Genomic DNA, 15,896 nt, shown 5'->3' with positions numbered 1-15,896 from the left:
ACGTCAGGCCCGCGTCCAGCACGGCGACCGCGGCCGGGTCGGCGCCCTTCTGCGGGCCGAACCGGTGCGCCGCGCCCGTCGGCCCGAGCAACGGCGTGTCGACGTCCGTCAGGCACACGACCCCGCCGGGCGGTGGGGCCGCGAGCCCGGTCAGGTCGGCTTCGGCCAGCGCGGTCAGCGCGCCGCCACCGAGCGGCAGCGGCACACCGGCGTCGTCGCGGAACACGGCTCCGAGCGCCACGAGCGCGCCGCTGCCGCCGTCCGTGGTGGCCGAGCCGCCGAGCGTCGCCGCGATCCGCCGGGTGCCGGGGTGCGCCAGCGCGGCGCGCACCAACGCCCCGAACCCGGCGGTGTGCGCGCCGAGCGGGTCCGGTTCCTCCAGCAGCGGGAGGCCGGACGCCTCGGCGAGCTCGACGACGGCCGTGCCGTCGCCCAGCAGCACCCACCGCGCGTCCCGCACCCGGCCGACCGGGTCGGGCACGCGTGCGGACAGCGTCACGGCGCCGGGGTCGGTCGGCGCCAGCACGGCCGCCGCCGCCTCGCCGCCGTCCGCCAACCCCAGGCGTCGCACGTCGTCGTCCGGACGCACGGCGCGCCAGCCGTCGGCCAGGCGCTCCGCCGCCTCCGCCGCCCCGATGGTGCCCTTGAACGAGTCGGGAGCGATCAGGACGCGCACGTCGGCCCGCCGTCCCCGGTCAGCCCGACGCTCACGCGCCGAGGTCGCCCAGCTCGACCCGACGCCCTTCCCGCGACGACTCCAACCCCGCCTCGGCGAGCCGGATGCCCCGCGCGCCCGCCAGGAAGTCGTACGGGTGCGGCGCGTCCTCGACCACGTGCCGGACGAACTGCTCCCACTGCGCCTTGAAGCCGTTGTCGAAGACCTCGTTGTCCGGCACCTCCTGCCACTGCGCGCGGAACGGCTGCGCCTCGGCCAGGTCCGGGTTCCACACCGGACGCGGCGTGGCCTCGCGCGGCTGGACCACGCAGCTGTGCAGGCCCGCCACCGCGCTGCCCAGCGTGCCGTCCACTTGGAACTCCACCAGCTCGTCGCGGTGCACCCGCACGCACCACGAGGAGTTGAGCTGCGCGATGACGCCGCCTTCCAGCTCGAAGATCGCGTAGGCGGCGTCGTCGGCCGTGGCGTCGTACCCGGCGCCCTGCTCGTCCACCCGGTTCGGGATGTGCGTGACGGCCTTGGCGGTCACCGCGGTCACCGCGCCGAACAGGTTCTCCAGCACGTAGTTCCAGTGGCAGAACATGTCGACGACGATGCCGCCGCCGTCCTCGGCGCGGTAGTTCCAGCTCGGCCGCTGCGCGGGCTGCCAGTCGCCCTCGAACACCCAGTACCCGAACTCGCCGCGCACGCTCAGCACCCGGCCGAAGAACCCGCTCTCCAGCAGCCGCGCGAGCTTGCGCAGGCCGGGCAGGTACAGCTTGTCGTGCACCAGGCCGTTCTTCACGCCGGCCTCCGCCGCGCGGCGGGCCAGGTCGAGCGCGCCCGACAGGGACTCGGCGACCGGCTTCTCGGTGTAGACGTGCCGGCCGGCGTCGATCGCCCGCACGATCGACTTCTCCCGCACGGAGGTGAGCTGGGCGTCGAAGTACAGCGGGAAGTCGTCGTCGGCCAGGGCCGCGTCGAGGTCGGTGGTCCACCGGGCGATGCCGTGGCGCTCGGCGAGCGCGGCGAGCTTGGCCCCGTCGCGGCCGACGAGCAGCGGTTCCAACCGCACCCGCGACCCGTCGGAGAGCGGCACGCCGCCCTGCTCGTTGATCGCCAGCACCGAACGCACCAGGTGCTGCCGGTATCCCATCCGTCCGGTCACGCCGTTCATCACGACGCCGAGGGTCTGCGCGGTCACTCCGCCTCCTTGGAAAGCGCTTTCCACGCACGCTAGCCGTCGGGTGTGACCCAAGGCAACCCGTAGTGGCGACGAGCACCGGCCGGTTGGAAAGCGCTTACCTGAGGCTCGACCGCCTGTCCGGCCCCGTCGACACCGGGTCGACACCCCCGCATGCGGCAGCCGGGTGGAGGTGGCCTTGCGGACGGCCGGCCAAGTAGCGTCTGGACGTGTCGGAACGGGACGAGGTCATCGCCGGGCGGTACCGGCTCGTGGCGCTGATCGGGCGTGGAGCGGCCGGGGTCGTCTGGCGCGCGCGGGACGAGCGGCTGGGGCGGACCGTCGCGGTCAAGTTCCTGGGCGCGGGCGACTCGCCGGACGCGGTGGAGCGGATCGTGCGCGAGGGGCGGATCGCCGCCCGGCTGCGCCACCCGCACGCGGTCACCGTGCACGACGTCGTCGAGCACCACGGCAAGCCCTGCCTGGTCATGGAGTACCTGTCGTCGCGGACGCTGGCCCAGCTGGTGGACGAGCGCGGGCCGTTGCCCGAGGAGCTGGTCGCGGGTGTCGGCTGGCAGGTGGCGTCCGCGCTCGCGGCGGCGCACGCGGCGGGGATCGTGCACCGGGACGTGACGACGTTCAACATCCTCCTGGCCGACGACGGCACGGCGAAGATCGCCGACTTCGGCATCGCCCGCGCGATCGGCGAGGGCACGGTGACGGACGCGCGCACGCTCGTCGGGACGCCCGCGTTCCTCGCGCCCGAGGTGGCGGCGGGGGAGGAGGCGGTGTTCGCCTCCGACGTGTACTCCCTGGGCGCGACGCTCTACGCGGCGCTCGAAGGGCACCCGCCGTTCGGGGCGACCGACAACCCGTACGCCCTGCTCCGGCGCGTGTCGGAGGCCGAGGTGGAGCCGCTGCGGTTCCCCGGCCCGCTGGGCGAGGTGCTGCTGAGGGTCCTGCGGCGCGACCCGGCGCAACGCCCGACGATGGTCGAGCTGCACGCCCTGCTGGGGGCGGTCATGGAGGGGCGGTCACTGCCCGGCTCAGGCCCGGACACCGACCCGGACAACGCCGACCCGGACGCCGACCCGCACAGCGCCGGCCGCGCCCACGGCGTCCCGCCGGCCCACGACACCCAGCCGGTCACCACCACCAGGCCGATGGACTACACGCAGCCGGTCGGCCACCCGATCGCGGGCACCTCGGCGTTCCCCGCGTCGCCCCGCGGCCCGTGGCGCCGGATCGGACTGGTGGCGGGCGTCGCGGTGCTGCTCGCCGCCGCCGTCCTGATCACCGTCGCCCTCACCGGCGACGAGCCGTCCGACACCGCCCGACCGGCCCCGACCACCACTGCCACCAGCGAGGACCCCACCACCACGACGACCGCGGAGAGGCCGACCGGCGGGACGTCCGCGTCCGCCTGCGAGGCCGCCCTGTCGATCACCAACTCCTGGCCGGGCGGCTACCAGGCCGAGGTGACGGTGCGCAACGACGGCGACCGGCCGCTCACCGACTGGACGGTGACCTGGCCCCAGCCGGACGGTCACGTGATCAGCAACCTCTGGAACGGCGACTACACCGTGACCGGCGATTCGGTGACGGTCGGCAGCGCCGACCACAACTCGGACCTGCCCGTGAACGGCAAGGCCAACTTCGGATTCACGGCGAACGGTCCGACGACTCCGCGGTTGGACGTCACCTGCACGGCCGGGCGCGGCTGATCACGCGCCACTTCCACCCGAAAGGGAATTCGATTTCCCGATTCGGGGATCGGCGCGCGAAATGGCACGGCGCGCGTCACTATCGGTCAACTGCGGCGATCCGCAGGAAGTGACCGAACGGCCCTGGCGTGCGCTCGTTCGCGTTCCGTACGGTGAAATCGGGTTTTGCCGCCCGCGAGGACGTTCCGCACGACAACCGCCCGTGTGCTGTGGAATGGAGACGATTCGCGTGAGGATCCGTCAGGCGCCAGGCCGCACGGTGGTCGCCCTGCTCGTCGCGGCGGTGGGCGCGGGCCTGCTCGGCCCGCTGCCGGCCACGGCCGACCCGACCACGAGCCACCCCGCCACAGCCCCGACCGCGGCCGACCCGGCCACCACCCCCGGCATCGGCGAGACCATCCGCCGGATGTCGCTGGAGGAGAAGGTCGGCCAGCTGTTCACCACCTACGTCTACGGGTCGGCGGCCGACACCGCGGACGCGCGCAACCGGCAGCTCTACGGGGTGGACACGCCGGCGGACGTGGTCCGCCGCTACCACCTCGGCGGGGTCATCCACTTCGCGTGGAGCGACAACCTGCGCAACCCCCGGCAGATCGCCGAGCTGAACAACGGCCTGCAGGACGCGGCGCTGTCGTCCGGCGCGAAGGTGCCGCTGCTGGTCTCCACCGACCAGGAGCAGGGCATCGTCACCCGGTTCGGCGCGCCCGCCACCGACTTCCCCGGCAGCATGGCGCTCGGCGCGGCCCGCACGGCGGAGGCGGCCCGCACCGCCGCCGCGATCACGGGTCGCGAGCTGCGCGCGGTCGGGATCAACCAGAACTTCGCGCCGATCGCCGACGTGAACGTCAACCCGGCCAACCCGGTGATCGGCGTCCGGTCCTTCGGCGCCGACCCCGCCCTGGTGTCCGACCTCGTGGCCGCCCAGGTGGAGGGCTTCGAATCGGGACGGCCGTGGCAGGCGGTCTCGGCCACCGCCAAGCACTTCCCCGGCCACGGCGACACCAACGTCGACAGCCACACCAGCCTGCCCGTCATCGGGCACACCCGGGAGCAGTGGGAGGAGCTGGACGCGCCGCCGTTCCGGGCGGCCGTCGCGGCCGAGGTCGACTCGATCATGACCGCGCACATCGTCATGCCGGCGCTGGACGACAGCGGGGAGCCCGCGACCCTGTCGCCGCGGGTGCTGACCGGGCTGCTGCGCGAGGAACTGGGCTTCGACGGCGTGGTGGTCACCGACTCGCTCGCGATGGCGGGCGTGCGGCAGCGCCACAGCGACGCCGAGATCCCGGTGCTGGCGCTGAAGGCCGGCGCGGACGTGCTGCTGATGCCCTGGAACCTGCCGACGGCGGTCCAGGGCGTGCTCGACGCCGTGCGCCGGGGCGACCTCACCGAGCAGCGCATCGACCAGAGCCTGCGGCGCATCCTGAAGATGAAGCTGCAACGCGCGATCACCTCCCACCCGTACGCGGACGTGGACGCGTTGCCGCAGGTCATCGGCATCGCGGAGCACCGCGAGGCGGCGGCCCGGATCGCCGACGAGACGGTCACCGCGCTGCGCGACGACGCCGGGCTGCTCCCGCTCGACCGGACGCCGCGCGAGGTGCTGGTGACCGGCTGGGGCGAGACGACGACGCGGACCCTGGCCGACGCCATGCGACGGCGTGGCTCGGGGGCGACGGCGATGCCGACCGGCGCCACGCCGACCGCCGCGGTGATCGACCGGACCGTCGCGGCGGCCGGTGCGCACGACCTCGTCGTGGTGCTCACCAACCGCATGTGGGACGTGGCGAACCAGCCGCAGCAACGGCGGCTCGTCGCGGCCCTCGCCGCCACCGGGAAGCCGGTCGTCGCCGTCGCCGTGCGCGACCCGTACGACGCGGGTCACGCCGAGGAGGTCGGCACGTGGCTCACCACGTACTCGTACGCGCCGGTGTCCGTCGAGGCCCTGGCCAGGGTGCTGCACGGGGAGGTCGGGCCGCGCGGGCGCCTGCCGGTCGACATCCCCGACCCCGCGCGGCCCGGTGTCTCCCGCTACCCCTTCGGCCACGGCCTGACCTGGTGACCCGCGACCTCAGCAGGGAGCGCCGACCGGTCCGTCGACCCCGGTGTAGGTGAAGGCGTCGCTGATCCACGTGCCGTCGGGGAGCCGGTTCCACAGCGAGGTCGTGCCCCAGCGGCCCGTGTGCGCGGTGCCGTTCGCGGAGCACCGGATGTCGACGGTGGCGCCGTCGGCCGACGTGCCGACGACCGGGTAGCCGGACCCCGGCCCCGACCGGCGGTTCACGACCGTGCCGCCGTTGGCGTCGACCAACCCCTGGGTGCGGCCGAGCGCGCCGTAGTTGTGCAGCGCACCGCCGACGTTGACGAGCGTGCTGCCGTGCAGTGCGGACCCGCCGTACTGCGCGGCACCGTTGCGGAGGACCCACTTGCCGACGATGTGGTTGGCGATGCCGATGAACGAGCCGTTGTGCATCAACGAGAAGTGCACGTGCCGGGCCCGCGCCACGCCGCCGCAACCGGTCTCGGTCCCCGTGTGGCCGAGGAACGTGCCGGCGGCGACGCTCAGCCCGTCGGCCTGGACGTGGTCCCACAGGTGGTAGTAGCGGCTGGCGTACCCGTCCGGGTGCAGCACCCTGACCAGCCCGACGCACGTCGTGTACGCCAGGCCGGCGCGGGCGGCCAGGACCCGCTGGTCGCCGCCCGCCAGGTCGAGCGAGCTCCACGGTCCGCTGCCCGCGTCGTGCGCGTGCGGCCCGCCGAGCATGGTCCAGGACTGGCCGACGGCCCAGGGCAGCTGCATGCCGGTGCGGTAGTCGCCGTCGATCGCCGTGGCCGGCGCGCCGCCGTGCGCGGCGAACACCGCCTTCTCCTCGCCGGTCACGACGGGCGAGGACGCCGCCAGCTCGGCGAACGCCGGGTGGCCGTCCAGCCCGACGTGCCACCGGCCGTCGCGCTTCTCGGCGACGAACAGCCAGTCGCGGGGTCGCGCGTCCTCCTGCCGCGGGGCGACGAGCACGACGGCGCCGAAGCTCCACCGGTCGTCCGCGGACCGGCGGACGTCGACCTTCGTGTCGGTCCACGTCGCCGCGGCGAGACCGGGCTCGGCCGCGGCACGGGCGCGTGCCGCCTCCGCGACCACGTCGACCAGTGGCAGGCCGGGTCGCGCGCCGGCGTCTGCGGTAGGGCTCACGACGGACGCCACCACGGCGACCGCCAGGGAGGTGGACCAGGACTTGACCTTCACGTGGGTCTCCCGTCGACAGCGCGCGAGCGCGCCGCGCCGCCCGATCGGTGACCGGGCGGCGCGGCGGGCGTGCGGAGCGGAATCAGCACCAGCCGTTGATCGGACCGTTCACGCCGGTCCACATGAAGGCGTCGGAGACCCAGGTGCCGTCGGTCAGCCGGTTCCACAGGCTGGTGGCGCCCCACCGGCCGGTGTGCGAGGTCCCGTTGGAGGAGCAGGCCACGGAGACGGTGGCGCCGTCGCCCACGCTGCCCGCGAGCCCGTAGCCGGTGCCCGGACCGGTGCGCTTGTTGACGACCCCGCCGCCGTTGGCGTCGACGATGCCCTGCGTGAAGCCGAGCGCGCCGTAGTTGTACAGCGAGCCGCCCGCGTAGACGCGCGCGCTGCCGTGCAGCGCCGAGCCCTGGTACGCGCTGCCGCCGTCCTGGAACACCCACTTGCCGAGGTTGTGGTTCGCGATGCCGATGTAGGCGCTGTTCTGCCGCAACCCGAGGTGGACGTGGCGACCCGAGGCCGCGCCGCCGCAGGTGACGTCCGTGCCGGTGTTGCCGAGGAAGCTGCCCTGGCTGACACCGGCGCCGTTGACGTTGATGCTGTTCCACAGGTGGTAGTAGTCGGTGGCGTAGCCGCGGTCGTGGATGACCCTGATCCAGCCCTGGCACATCGTGTACGCGGTGCCGGCGCGGGTGGCGAGCACGCGCTGGTCGCCGCCGGCCAGGTCGAGCGAGCTCCACGGCGCCGCCGCGCCGGACCAGCCGTGCGGCCCGCCCGGCATGCCCCAGGTCTGGCCGACCGCGTACGGCAGCGCCATGCCGGTGCGCCCGTCGGCAGCGCTCATGGCGCCTGCCTGCCGGCCGTCCTGCTCCGCGAACAGGGTGCGTTCCTCGGCGGTGACGAACGGCGCGCGCGACGTGAGGTCGGCGAAGGCGGGCTCGCCTTCGAGGGCTGCCGTCCAGGCGCCCTTGACGCGGTGGGCGACGAACAGCCAGCCGTCCGGGTGCTCGTCGACGCCGGGCGCGGTGGTCAGCACGGCGGTGCCGAACGCCCAGTCGCCGTGCTGCCGGGTGGCGTTCACCCGGGTGGTGCGGCCGGCGGCTGTGATCGCGGCGCCGCGTTCGCGCATCTCCGCGGCGACCACGGTGGTGAGGTCGGCGGACTCCGGCGGCGCGGCGGCGACGGCGGTCGGTGACAGGAGCGGTGTGGCGGCTAGGACCGTGGCGACGGACGCCCCGGCGAGCAGGCGGGTGATCATGGCAGCCTCCGCAGGGTAAGGCGGTTGCAGGACTGCCCAGTGTCGACACCGGTCGGCAGGAAATCACCAGCCATACGGGCTACTGGTGAAGAATTGACGTTAACGGGGCCCGGGACGCCCGCCGCGGCCGCGACGGGCGCCCTGAGCGCTCACAGCAGGGTGCTGATCTGCGCCGCGACCAGGTCGATGCGGACGCCCTGGTTCGGGCAGCCGCCGTAGTGGTGCAGGCCGATCACCTTGTGCGTCCGCCGCGACAGCACCGGCGAACCGGACGAGCCGCCTTCGGTGTCGCACCGGTAGGCGATGTCCGACTGGGACGCGCTGCCGTCCACCCGGACCGCGCTGACGGCGCAGTAGCCGCCGCCGTTCTGGTCGTCGCGCAGGGACAGCTTCTTCAGCTTCCCCGCCGGGTGGCCGACGATGTACATCTCCTCGCCGACCGCCGGGACGCGCGCGTCCAGCTCCAGGTAGCCGAACGACGCCAGCGCCGCGAAGTTCGTGACGCTGAACAGCGTGTAGTCCAACGCCGCGCTCGTCTTGAGCACCGACGACACCAGGACCTTGGTGACCGGCGCGGTGGCCGTGCCGCCGCACGTCGGGCACTGGTAGTTGAACCACACCTCGATGCCGGCGCCGCTGGTGAAGCAGTGGTTGTTGGTCAGCATCCGGTTGTTCGGCCCGACCCGCCACGCCGTGCACAGCGAACCGCCGTTGCGCAGCAGCTTGGCCACCGCCTTCGTGCGGCCGAACTCGGTGGGGTTGCTGGTCTGGTAGCAGACCGCGTCCCGGTAGTCGTTCGTGCCGCAGATGCTGCGCGGCCCGATCTCCGCGGCCGCCGCCATCTCGGCGTCGGTGTAACCACGGGTAATCCGGTCGAGGGTCACCCGGCTGGCCGGGTTCGCCGGTCCGCCGTCGCGGCCGCTGAGGCTGATCACGGCCTTGTCGCCGGTCACGGACATCGCCCAGAAGCCCGTCTCGTCCACGGTGGCCGTGCCCGACGCCGTCACGTCGGCCGTGTACCGGTACGACTCCGCGCCGGTCCGGTCGGTCACCGTCAGCACGTCGCCCGCGGCCAGGCGCAGGCCCGTGAAGTGGGCTTTCAGGTACCACGAACCGGGGCGTTCGACGGTCGTGGAGCGGGTCTTGCCGCCGAGGGCGGCCGAGACGACCTCGTCCTCGCCGACCTTCTGGACTTGCTCGAAGTGCCGTGGAGCGGCCGTCGCGGACGCGGTTCCCACGAACAGGGGCACGACGAGCAAGGCGGCAGCGAGGAGTTGCAGGGTTCTCCGCACTGGGTCACCTCACAGTGTGAGCAGGGGTGGTCACACCACGTGATGGTCCTCGTGTCACCCGAAAGTGTCAGCCCGCCGAAGGTCGGGTATCGGCGCGGGCAGGTCACCGGGCCACGTTCCACCAGAGGTCGCCGTCGACCGCGTGCTCCTCGATCAACGGCCAGAGCTTGGCGTCGTAGTAGGCGTTCGACGGGATCGGCGGCGGCACGGGCGCGGCGTGCAGGAACCGGTGCTCGCTGCGGTACATCACGACGCGGGCGGTGTCGGCCAGCAGCTTGATCCGCTCGTCGTCCTGCTCCAGCACGCGCACGTCGACGCAGTGCAGCTCCACGGAGTCCGGCAGCACCCGGCGGAACGCGGTCGCCAGCGTCGCGCTGCCGACGGGCAGCCAGAGGCGTCGCGGGGCCGCGCCGAGGTGCCTGACCACGTCCGCCCACTCGCGGGCGAGCGCCCGGCGCAGGTGGGCCGTGTAGGCCTCCGAGCCGAATCCGAGCGGCAGCTTCACCGTGCGGTCGTCACGGCGGCTGAACGCGCTGGCCTCCTCCTCGGCGCGGTCGAGGGAGTCGCACGCGTGGATGGTGGCGCCGTAGGACCGCGCGAGCAGCGAGAACTCGTGGAAATCGCCGTCGAGCACCTCGCAGAACAGGACGCATTCCGCGCCCAGCAGCCGACTGGTGTGCGCCAGGGCCACTTGGGCGAATCCCGGGGCCGGACTGGCGTAGACGAATGCCGTGACGCCCTTGTCCATGGCGTCGCGCAAGTACGGGCCGACCGCCCGTTGTTTGGTCCCGCCCGGCAGGAGGTCCTCCCGGGCAACCGCCACCACGCCGCCGGGGACCGTTAATCGGTCCAGAACGACCGGCGGTGTCATATCGTCGAAGGAGATTTTCGGGAGCATGGGCATACCCTCACTACGCAGTCGGTGCGGAATCCGGTTCAGCGGAACCGGAGCAACTTTCTTCCACCCGAACGCGCGTAAGTCCGTGGTCTTGCAGGAAGTGGCAGGATTGGGCTACGGGCAATGGCGGCCGAAAACCCCGACAATGGCGAGGAAACCTTGACGACGAAGTCGAAGACGCGGTCGTGGTGGGGCTGGGGCAACGTCGAGGACGCGGTCGCCGGCCCCGAGCGGGCCGCGCTGGTCGGACGGGTGGCCGCGCTGCTCCCCGGACAGGACCTCACCGACCACGAGCCGCCGGACCCGGCCGCGCTGGACCTGCCGCCCGCGCGGGTCCGGCCGCCGACGTCACTGGCGGGGCTGTGCTCGGACGACCCGGCCGACCGGGCGGCCCACGCCCGCGGCAAGGCGTTCCGCGACGTCGTCCGCAACCTGCACGGCGACCTGCGGCACGTGCCCGACCTGGTGGTGCGCCCGGCGTCCGAGCAGGACGTCGTGGACGTGCTGGACTGGTGCGGACGGGCCGGCGTCGCGGTCGTCCCCTACGGCGGCGGGAGTTCGGTCGTCGGCGGCGTCGAACCCCGCGTCACCGGGTTCGCCGGCGCGGTCACGCTCGACCTCGGCCGGCTGGACCGGGTGGTCGAGGTCGACGCCACCAGCCGGGCCGCCCGCGTGCGGGCCGGCGTCCTCGGGCCGCACCTGGAGGAGCAGCTCCGCCCGTCCGGCCTGACGTTGCGGCACTTCCCGCAGTCGTTCGAGTTCTCCACGCTCGGCGGGTGGCTCGCCACGCGGGCGAGCGGCCACTACGCCACGCTGACCACCCACATCGACGACCTCGTGGAGTCGTTGCGGGTCGTCAGCCCCGCCGGGACCGGCGAGTCGCGTCGGCTGCCCGGATCGGGCGCGGGCCCGTCACCGGACCGGCTGTTCCTCGGGTCCGAGGGCACGCTGGGCGTGATCACGGAGGCGTGGATGCGCCTGCGCCCCCGGCCTCGGCACCGGGCGGGAGCCTCGGTGCGGTTCGCCGACTACCCGGCCGCCGTCGCCGCCACCGGGGCCATCGCCCAGTCGGGGCTGCACCCGGCGAACTGCCGGCTGCTCGACGCCGCCGAGGCGTTCCTCAACACCGGCGTCGGCGTCACCGGCGGCGTTCTGGTGCTCGCGTTCGAGTCGGCGGACCACCCGGTCGACGCGGCGCTGGCGCGGGCCGTCGAGCTCTGCCGCGACCACGGCGGCGAGGTCGCCGACGAGACCGCCGGGCGCGACGGCCGGGCGTCCGGCATCGCGGACGAGTGGCGGTCGTCGTTCCTGCGCATGCCCTACCAGCGGGACGCGCTGGCCCGGATCGGGATGGTCGTAGAGACCTTCGAGACCGCCTGCACGTGGGACCGGTTCGAGGCGCTGCACGCCGCCGTCACCGAAGCGGCGCAGGACGCGATCCGCCGCGTCTGCGGCGCGGGCGTGATCACGTGCCGGTTCACCCACGTCTACCCGGACGGGCCCGCGCCGTACTTCGGCGTGTACGCGGCGGGCCGGTGGGGCAGCACCGTGGCGCAGTGGGACGAGATCAAGGCCGCCGTGTCGGAGGCCATCGCCGCGCACGGCGGTACGATCACCCACCACCACGCGGTCGGCCGCGACCACCGCCCCTGGTACGACCGGCAGCGCCCGGACCCGTTCGCCGCGGCCCTGACCGCCGTCAAGGCGACCCTCGACCCGGCCGGAATCCTCAACCCCGGCGTGCTGCTGCCCGAACGCCCGCCGCCCGCACCGTGACCCGCGCGTCGATCACCAGGCGTCGGACATCAGCGGGCGGCCGTCGTCCGGATCGTCGTCGTCCTCGACCACGGGGGCGCGCCTGGTGCTCTCGGCCGGGACGTCGAGCGCGTTGAGCGCCGCGATCCGCTCCTCGGTGTGGTTCGCCGCCTCGGCGGCGAGCCGCTCGCGCTCGGCGTTCGACATGCGGTCCCACGCCGCGACGCTCGACCGCACCGGTTCCAGTGCGGCGTCGCTCAGCACGGGCGAGTAGACGACGTCGCGGATCGACGCCCGGCCGGCGAGCACCTCGCGGGCGAACTCGGCGACCTCGCCCCGGCCTTGGGCGAGCACGCGCAGCCGCACCTGCTGCGCGCGCTCCCCGGCGGGCGTCTGCCACGGGTTCTGCTCGTCCATCACGTCACCGCCGGGTGGTCGTAGCCCAGGGACGGCCACGCCTTCGCGACGACCTCGCCGTTGGCGACGACCTGCTCGATCGCGCCGACCACCACGTGCGCGGCGGCGCGGAGCGCGTCGATCACGTCGGAGATCCGCGACACCGCCAGCATGACGGAGACCACGGCGTGGAGCGGGTTCTCACCCCGGAGGATGCTGATCGCGCCGCCCACGAACGGGCCGCCGTAGCCGCGGAGCAGCAGGTCGACCAGGGTGTCGATCAGGAAGTCCAGCCCGATGTTCAACGCCTGCAACGCGTGGTAGGCCGTGCTCGCGAACTTCCTGATCTGCCCGCCCACCTCGGCCATGAACTCCGCGTGGGCCGCGCACGCCTTGGCGTAGGCGGCGATCCAGTCCTCCGCCGCGTTCGCCGCGTTGCCCTCCCACTTGTCCTGGACGAGGTACCGGCCGCGGTCCACGTTGTCCTTGATGACCGTGAAGGCGAACGCGGTGTCCTCGAAGACCTTGCCCTGGCGGTACAGGTCGCCCCAGTCACCGCTGACGAAGCTGAGCAGGATGGAGAAGATGTCCTTGCCGGAGATCGCCGTGACCAGGTCGCGCACGTGCCGCGCCACCGAGCACTGACCGGTGAGCTTGTCGATCTCGTCCTCGATGCGGAGCGGCCAGCCGCCGGTCGCGACGTCCTCGGGCGTGGGGTGCGTCGGCGGGCCGTTGTACGGCTTGTCGGGGTTCGCCGGGTCGGCCCCGGGATCGCGCCCCTCGTCGAACCGCGCGTCCGGGCCGACGACCTCGTGCCGGCTCAGCCTGGTCGGCGCCGCCCCGGGGTACATCATGTCGAGGTAGGTGGCCTTCGTCCGGTCCACCGACCCGTAGAACTCGGCCGCCTTGCGCAGCTCCGTGCCGGCGCCGAGACCGAGCTCGTGCCCGCGCCTCGTGTTCGCCTCGCCGAGGTCCTGCAACCGGTTGAGCGGCCCGTTGAGCAGGCCGAGCAGCCCTTCCTCCACCTTGTCGGGACGCCGGATCTCCAGGTGGTGGACGAACACGCCCGCCGCTTCGGCGTTGCGCCTCATCAACGAGCCGAGAGCGGCGACCGACGCGACGTCCACGTCGAATCCGGGCATGGGGCTCCTCTCGCGGGCTGACGCACCGGCAGGCTAGCCGTCCCGCGATCACCGCGGGGCGGGTTCGGCCACCCGTGTCAGCCATGCGGGGGAACGCCGCCGCGCCCGGTTCAGACTCCGGAGGTCGCGGCGATCGGCGCGATGACCATGCGGCCCGGACCGGCGCCGGCGGTGTTCTGGCAGGTGAAGTCGCCGGTGGACCGCTCGTGCACCAGGCGCAGGCACGTGCCGAGCGCGCGCTGGCCGTAGTGGTTCGGGTGCAGGCTCTCCTGGCGGTCGCCCTGGGCCGTGTAGCCGCTGACGACCCAGCGCACCCACTCCGCCGCGGAGCCCGGCAGGGGGTTGGCGGCGCTGTTGTCCGACTGGGCCTGCCGGGACGCCTTGGCGCACACCTGGCGGCCGTCGAAGGCGTTCTGCAGGTCGAGGAACCGCACGCCCCGCGCGGCGGCGACCCTCTGGAGCTGCGCGGCGATCGTGGGCACGAGTTCCTGCCGCGCCCAGTCGGCGTCGGTGTCCCACACCGGGCAGCCGCCCACCGAGAACCGGGGACCGTCCTCGGGGATGCGGAAGTTGCGGGCGGCCGGCATCGGCGACGGGTAGGACTGCAGCACGAACTGGTAGGTCCCGGCGCCCTGCGCGGCGTCCAGCACTTCCTTGATCGCCTTGATCGTGGCGCCGACGTCCGCCCGGACCTGGTCGAGCCTGCCGGCGATCGTGGGCGCCCACTTCGGCCCGCACCGGTACGGCGAGGGGGACAGGTAGCCGGTGACGCAGTCGGCGATGATGTCACCGAACCCGAGGTCGTTGCCGCCGACGGACAGCACGAGCAGCTTCACCTCGTGCGCGCGGACGGTGGCGCGCAGCAGCTCCAGCTGGTCGGGCTGGTTGCGCGCGCCGCCGCCGCCCACCACGTCCCCGGTGGTCGCGCCGGAGCACGCCAGGTTGACCGGTGTGGCGTCGGGGATGGCGGCGCTGATGATCTCTGCCGACGTCGAGCGGTGGCACATGTCGGTCGAGGTGTGGGTGTCCCCGTAGATCCAGCGGGGGTTCGTGGTGCACCCGCTCGCGTCGCACCTCGTCGCGAGGTCGGTGCCCCACTTGTCCCCGGCGTCGCTCAGCGCGTTGCCGCGCCACCGCCCGGCTTCGCCGGAGATGTAGCTGTCGCCCATCGAGACGACCGCGGGGGGCAGGGCGGGCGCGGCCGCCGACTCGGTGGAGGTCGCCACGACGACCGCGGCGCTGACGGCGACGACCGCGGCGAGAACCCGGCCGCGAGGGACACCGGACATCGGCCTCAACTCCTTGCTCGGTGACGCGACCGTAAGCGGCGGAACGGCGGCGGAGAACGGCACGGGAGCCCCGTGACCCGATGGTGAGGGGACCGTGCCGGGGAAGGTGAACCGGCCTCGCCGACGGTGACCGGTTCACCGCCCCGACGTGGGCTCGACGTACCCTTCGCGTCACGTCCGGCAGGGAACCGCCGCGGCCCCGTCCGCGTCGATCGCACCGACGGCGCACGGAGAACGCGGGGGACATGGCTGACGAGATGTTCGGGCCCTACCGGATCGGGCCCCTGCTCGGGCGCGGCGGGATGGGCGAGGTCCACCGCGCGCACGACACCGTCCACGACCGGACCGTGGCACTCAAGCGCCTCTCGCCCGCCTTCCACGACGACGCCGCGTTCCGCGCCCGCTTCCGCAGGGAGGCGCAGGTCGTCGCGCGGCTGCGGGAGCCGCACGTCATCCCGATCCACGCGTACGGCGAGATCGACGGCCGGCTCTACCTCGACATGCGCCTGGTGGAGGGCGCGGACCTGACCGACGTGATCGCACGCGGTCCGCTCACGCCCGAACGGGCGGTGCGGATCGTGGAGCAGGTGGCCGGCGCCCTCGACGCCGCCCACGCCGACGGGCTCGTGCACCGGGACGTGAAGCCGTCGAACATCCTCGTCACGCCCGGCGACTTCGTGTACCTGGTGGACTTCGGCATCGCGCGGACCGCGGCCGAGACGGACACGCGGATCACGGCGTCCGGCGAGGTGATCGGCACCGTCGACTACATGGCGCCCGAGCGGTTCGAGGGCGCGGCGGTGGACGCGCGGGCCGACACGTACGCGTTGGCGTGCGTGCTGTTCGCCTGCCTGAGCGGACGCCGGCCGTTCGACGTCGACGGCACCGCGGCGCAGATCTGGGCGCACATGCAGGAACCGCCGCCGAAGGCCCACGCCGTCAACCCCGCCGTGCCGCCCGCGCTGGACAACGTGATCGCCCGCGGCATGGCCAAGGACCCGGCGGCCCGCCACGAGACCGCGGGCGCCCTGGCCGTGGCCGCGCGCGCCGCGCTGACGACGACGCC

The 15,896-nt window shown here is 73.6% G+C and carries 13 protein-coding genes; 4 read left to right on the top strand and 9 right to left on the bottom strand.

The window, feature by feature from the left end:
* Positions 1–676, bottom strand: a 676-nt coding sequence (locus ACFQ3T_RS25840; protein WP_380726770.1) for a glycerate kinase, incomplete at its 3' end; no start/stop codon positions are given.
* Between the two features lie 31 nt (positions 677–707).
* A complete protein-coding gene (locus ACFQ3T_RS25835; protein WP_380726768.1) occupies positions 708–1,859 on the bottom strand; it encodes a Gfo/Idh/MocA family protein in 1,152 nt (383 codons plus the stop codon).
* A gap of 209 nt (positions 1,860–2,068) precedes the next feature.
* On the opposite strand from ACFQ3T_RS25835, the gene ACFQ3T_RS25830 reads away from it, so the two are divergent.
* The gene (locus ACFQ3T_RS25830) at positions 2,069–3,562 is read left to right on the top strand and encodes a protein kinase domain-containing protein (RefSeq protein ID WP_380726766.1); all 1,494 of its coding nucleotides are present in this window, start codon (positions 2,069–2,071) and stop codon (positions 3,560–3,562) included.
* A 214-nt stretch (positions 3,563–3,776) separates the two neighbouring features.
* Positions 3,777–5,624 (top strand): glycoside hydrolase family 3 protein, encoded by a 1,848-nt coding sequence (locus ACFQ3T_RS25825; RefSeq protein WP_380726764.1) that lies wholly within the window; start codon positions 3,777–3,779, stop codon positions 5,622–5,624.
* Positions 5,625–5,633: 9 nt separating this feature from the next.
* Here ACFQ3T_RS25825 and ACFQ3T_RS25820 read toward each other — a convergent pair whose 3' ends face one another.
* The 4 genes from ACFQ3T_RS25820 to ACFQ3T_RS25805 form a co-directional block, all read right to left on the bottom strand.
* Complete coding sequence (locus tag ACFQ3T_RS25820; protein ID WP_380726762.1) at positions 5,634–6,806, bottom strand: peptidoglycan DD-metalloendopeptidase family protein; 1,173 nt, start codon at positions 6,804–6,806, stop codon at positions 5,634–5,636.
* 82 nt (positions 6,807–6,888) lie between these two features.
* Positions 6,889–8,058: a hypothetical protein gene (locus ACFQ3T_RS25815; protein ID WP_380726760.1), complete on the bottom strand. Its 1,170-nt coding sequence runs from the start codon at positions 8,056–8,058 to the stop codon at positions 6,889–6,891.
* A gap of 149 nt (positions 8,059–8,207) precedes the next feature.
* Positions 8,208–9,350: a trypsin-like serine peptidase gene (locus ACFQ3T_RS25810; RefSeq protein WP_380726758.1), complete on the bottom strand. Its 1,143-nt coding sequence runs from the start codon at positions 9,348–9,350 to the stop codon at positions 8,208–8,210.
* A 103-nt stretch (positions 9,351–9,453) separates the two neighbouring features.
* On the bottom strand, positions 9,454–10,176 hold the full coding sequence (locus ACFQ3T_RS25805; protein WP_380726756.1) for a hypothetical protein: 723 nt from the start codon (positions 10,174–10,176) through the stop codon (positions 9,454–9,456).
* A gap of 231 nt (positions 10,177–10,407) precedes the next feature.
* On the opposite strand from ACFQ3T_RS25805, the gene ACFQ3T_RS25800 reads away from it, so the two are divergent.
* Positions 10,408–12,024 carry an FAD-binding oxidoreductase gene (locus ACFQ3T_RS25800; RefSeq protein WP_380726754.1) on the top strand — a complete coding sequence of 539 codons (1,617 nt, stop codon included), beginning with the start codon at positions 10,408–10,410 and terminating at the stop codon, positions 12,022–12,024.
* Positions 12,025–12,036: 12 nt separating this feature from the next.
* Here the strand turns inward: ACFQ3T_RS25800 and ACFQ3T_RS25795 are convergent, their stop codons facing one another.
* From ACFQ3T_RS25795 to ACFQ3T_RS25785, 3 genes are all read right to left on the bottom strand, one after another.
* Complete coding sequence (locus ACFQ3T_RS25795; protein WP_380726752.1) at positions 12,037–12,420, bottom strand: hypothetical protein; 384 nt, start codon at positions 12,418–12,420, stop codon at positions 12,037–12,039.
* A complete protein-coding gene (locus tag ACFQ3T_RS25790) occupies positions 12,420–13,541 on the bottom strand; it encodes a hypothetical protein (protein ID WP_380726750.1) in 1,122 nt (373 codons plus the stop codon). The genes ACFQ3T_RS25795 and ACFQ3T_RS25790 overlap by 1 nt, the downstream gene beginning before the upstream one ends.
* 110 nt (positions 13,542–13,651) lie before the next feature.
* Positions 13,652–14,830 carry a GDSL-type esterase/lipase family protein gene (locus ACFQ3T_RS25785; protein WP_380726748.1) on the bottom strand — a complete coding sequence of 393 codons (1,179 nt, stop codon included), beginning with the start codon at positions 14,828–14,830 and terminating at the stop codon, positions 13,652–13,654.
* Between the two features lie 245 nt (positions 14,831–15,075).
* Between ACFQ3T_RS25785 and ACFQ3T_RS25780 the strand changes: the two genes are divergently transcribed.
* Positions 15,076–15,896 (top strand): serine/threonine-protein kinase (locus ACFQ3T_RS25780; protein WP_380726746.1); only part of this gene is annotated, 821 nt, incomplete at its 3' end.

The organism is Saccharothrix hoggarensis, assembly GCF_042678885.1.
Taxonomy (GTDB): Bacteria; Actinomycetota; Actinomycetes; order Mycobacteriales; family Pseudonocardiaceae; genus Actinosynnema; species Actinosynnema hoggarensis.
Note: the sequence above shows the minus strand (reverse complement) of the source record. Positions and strands in the feature narration are given on the sequence as shown.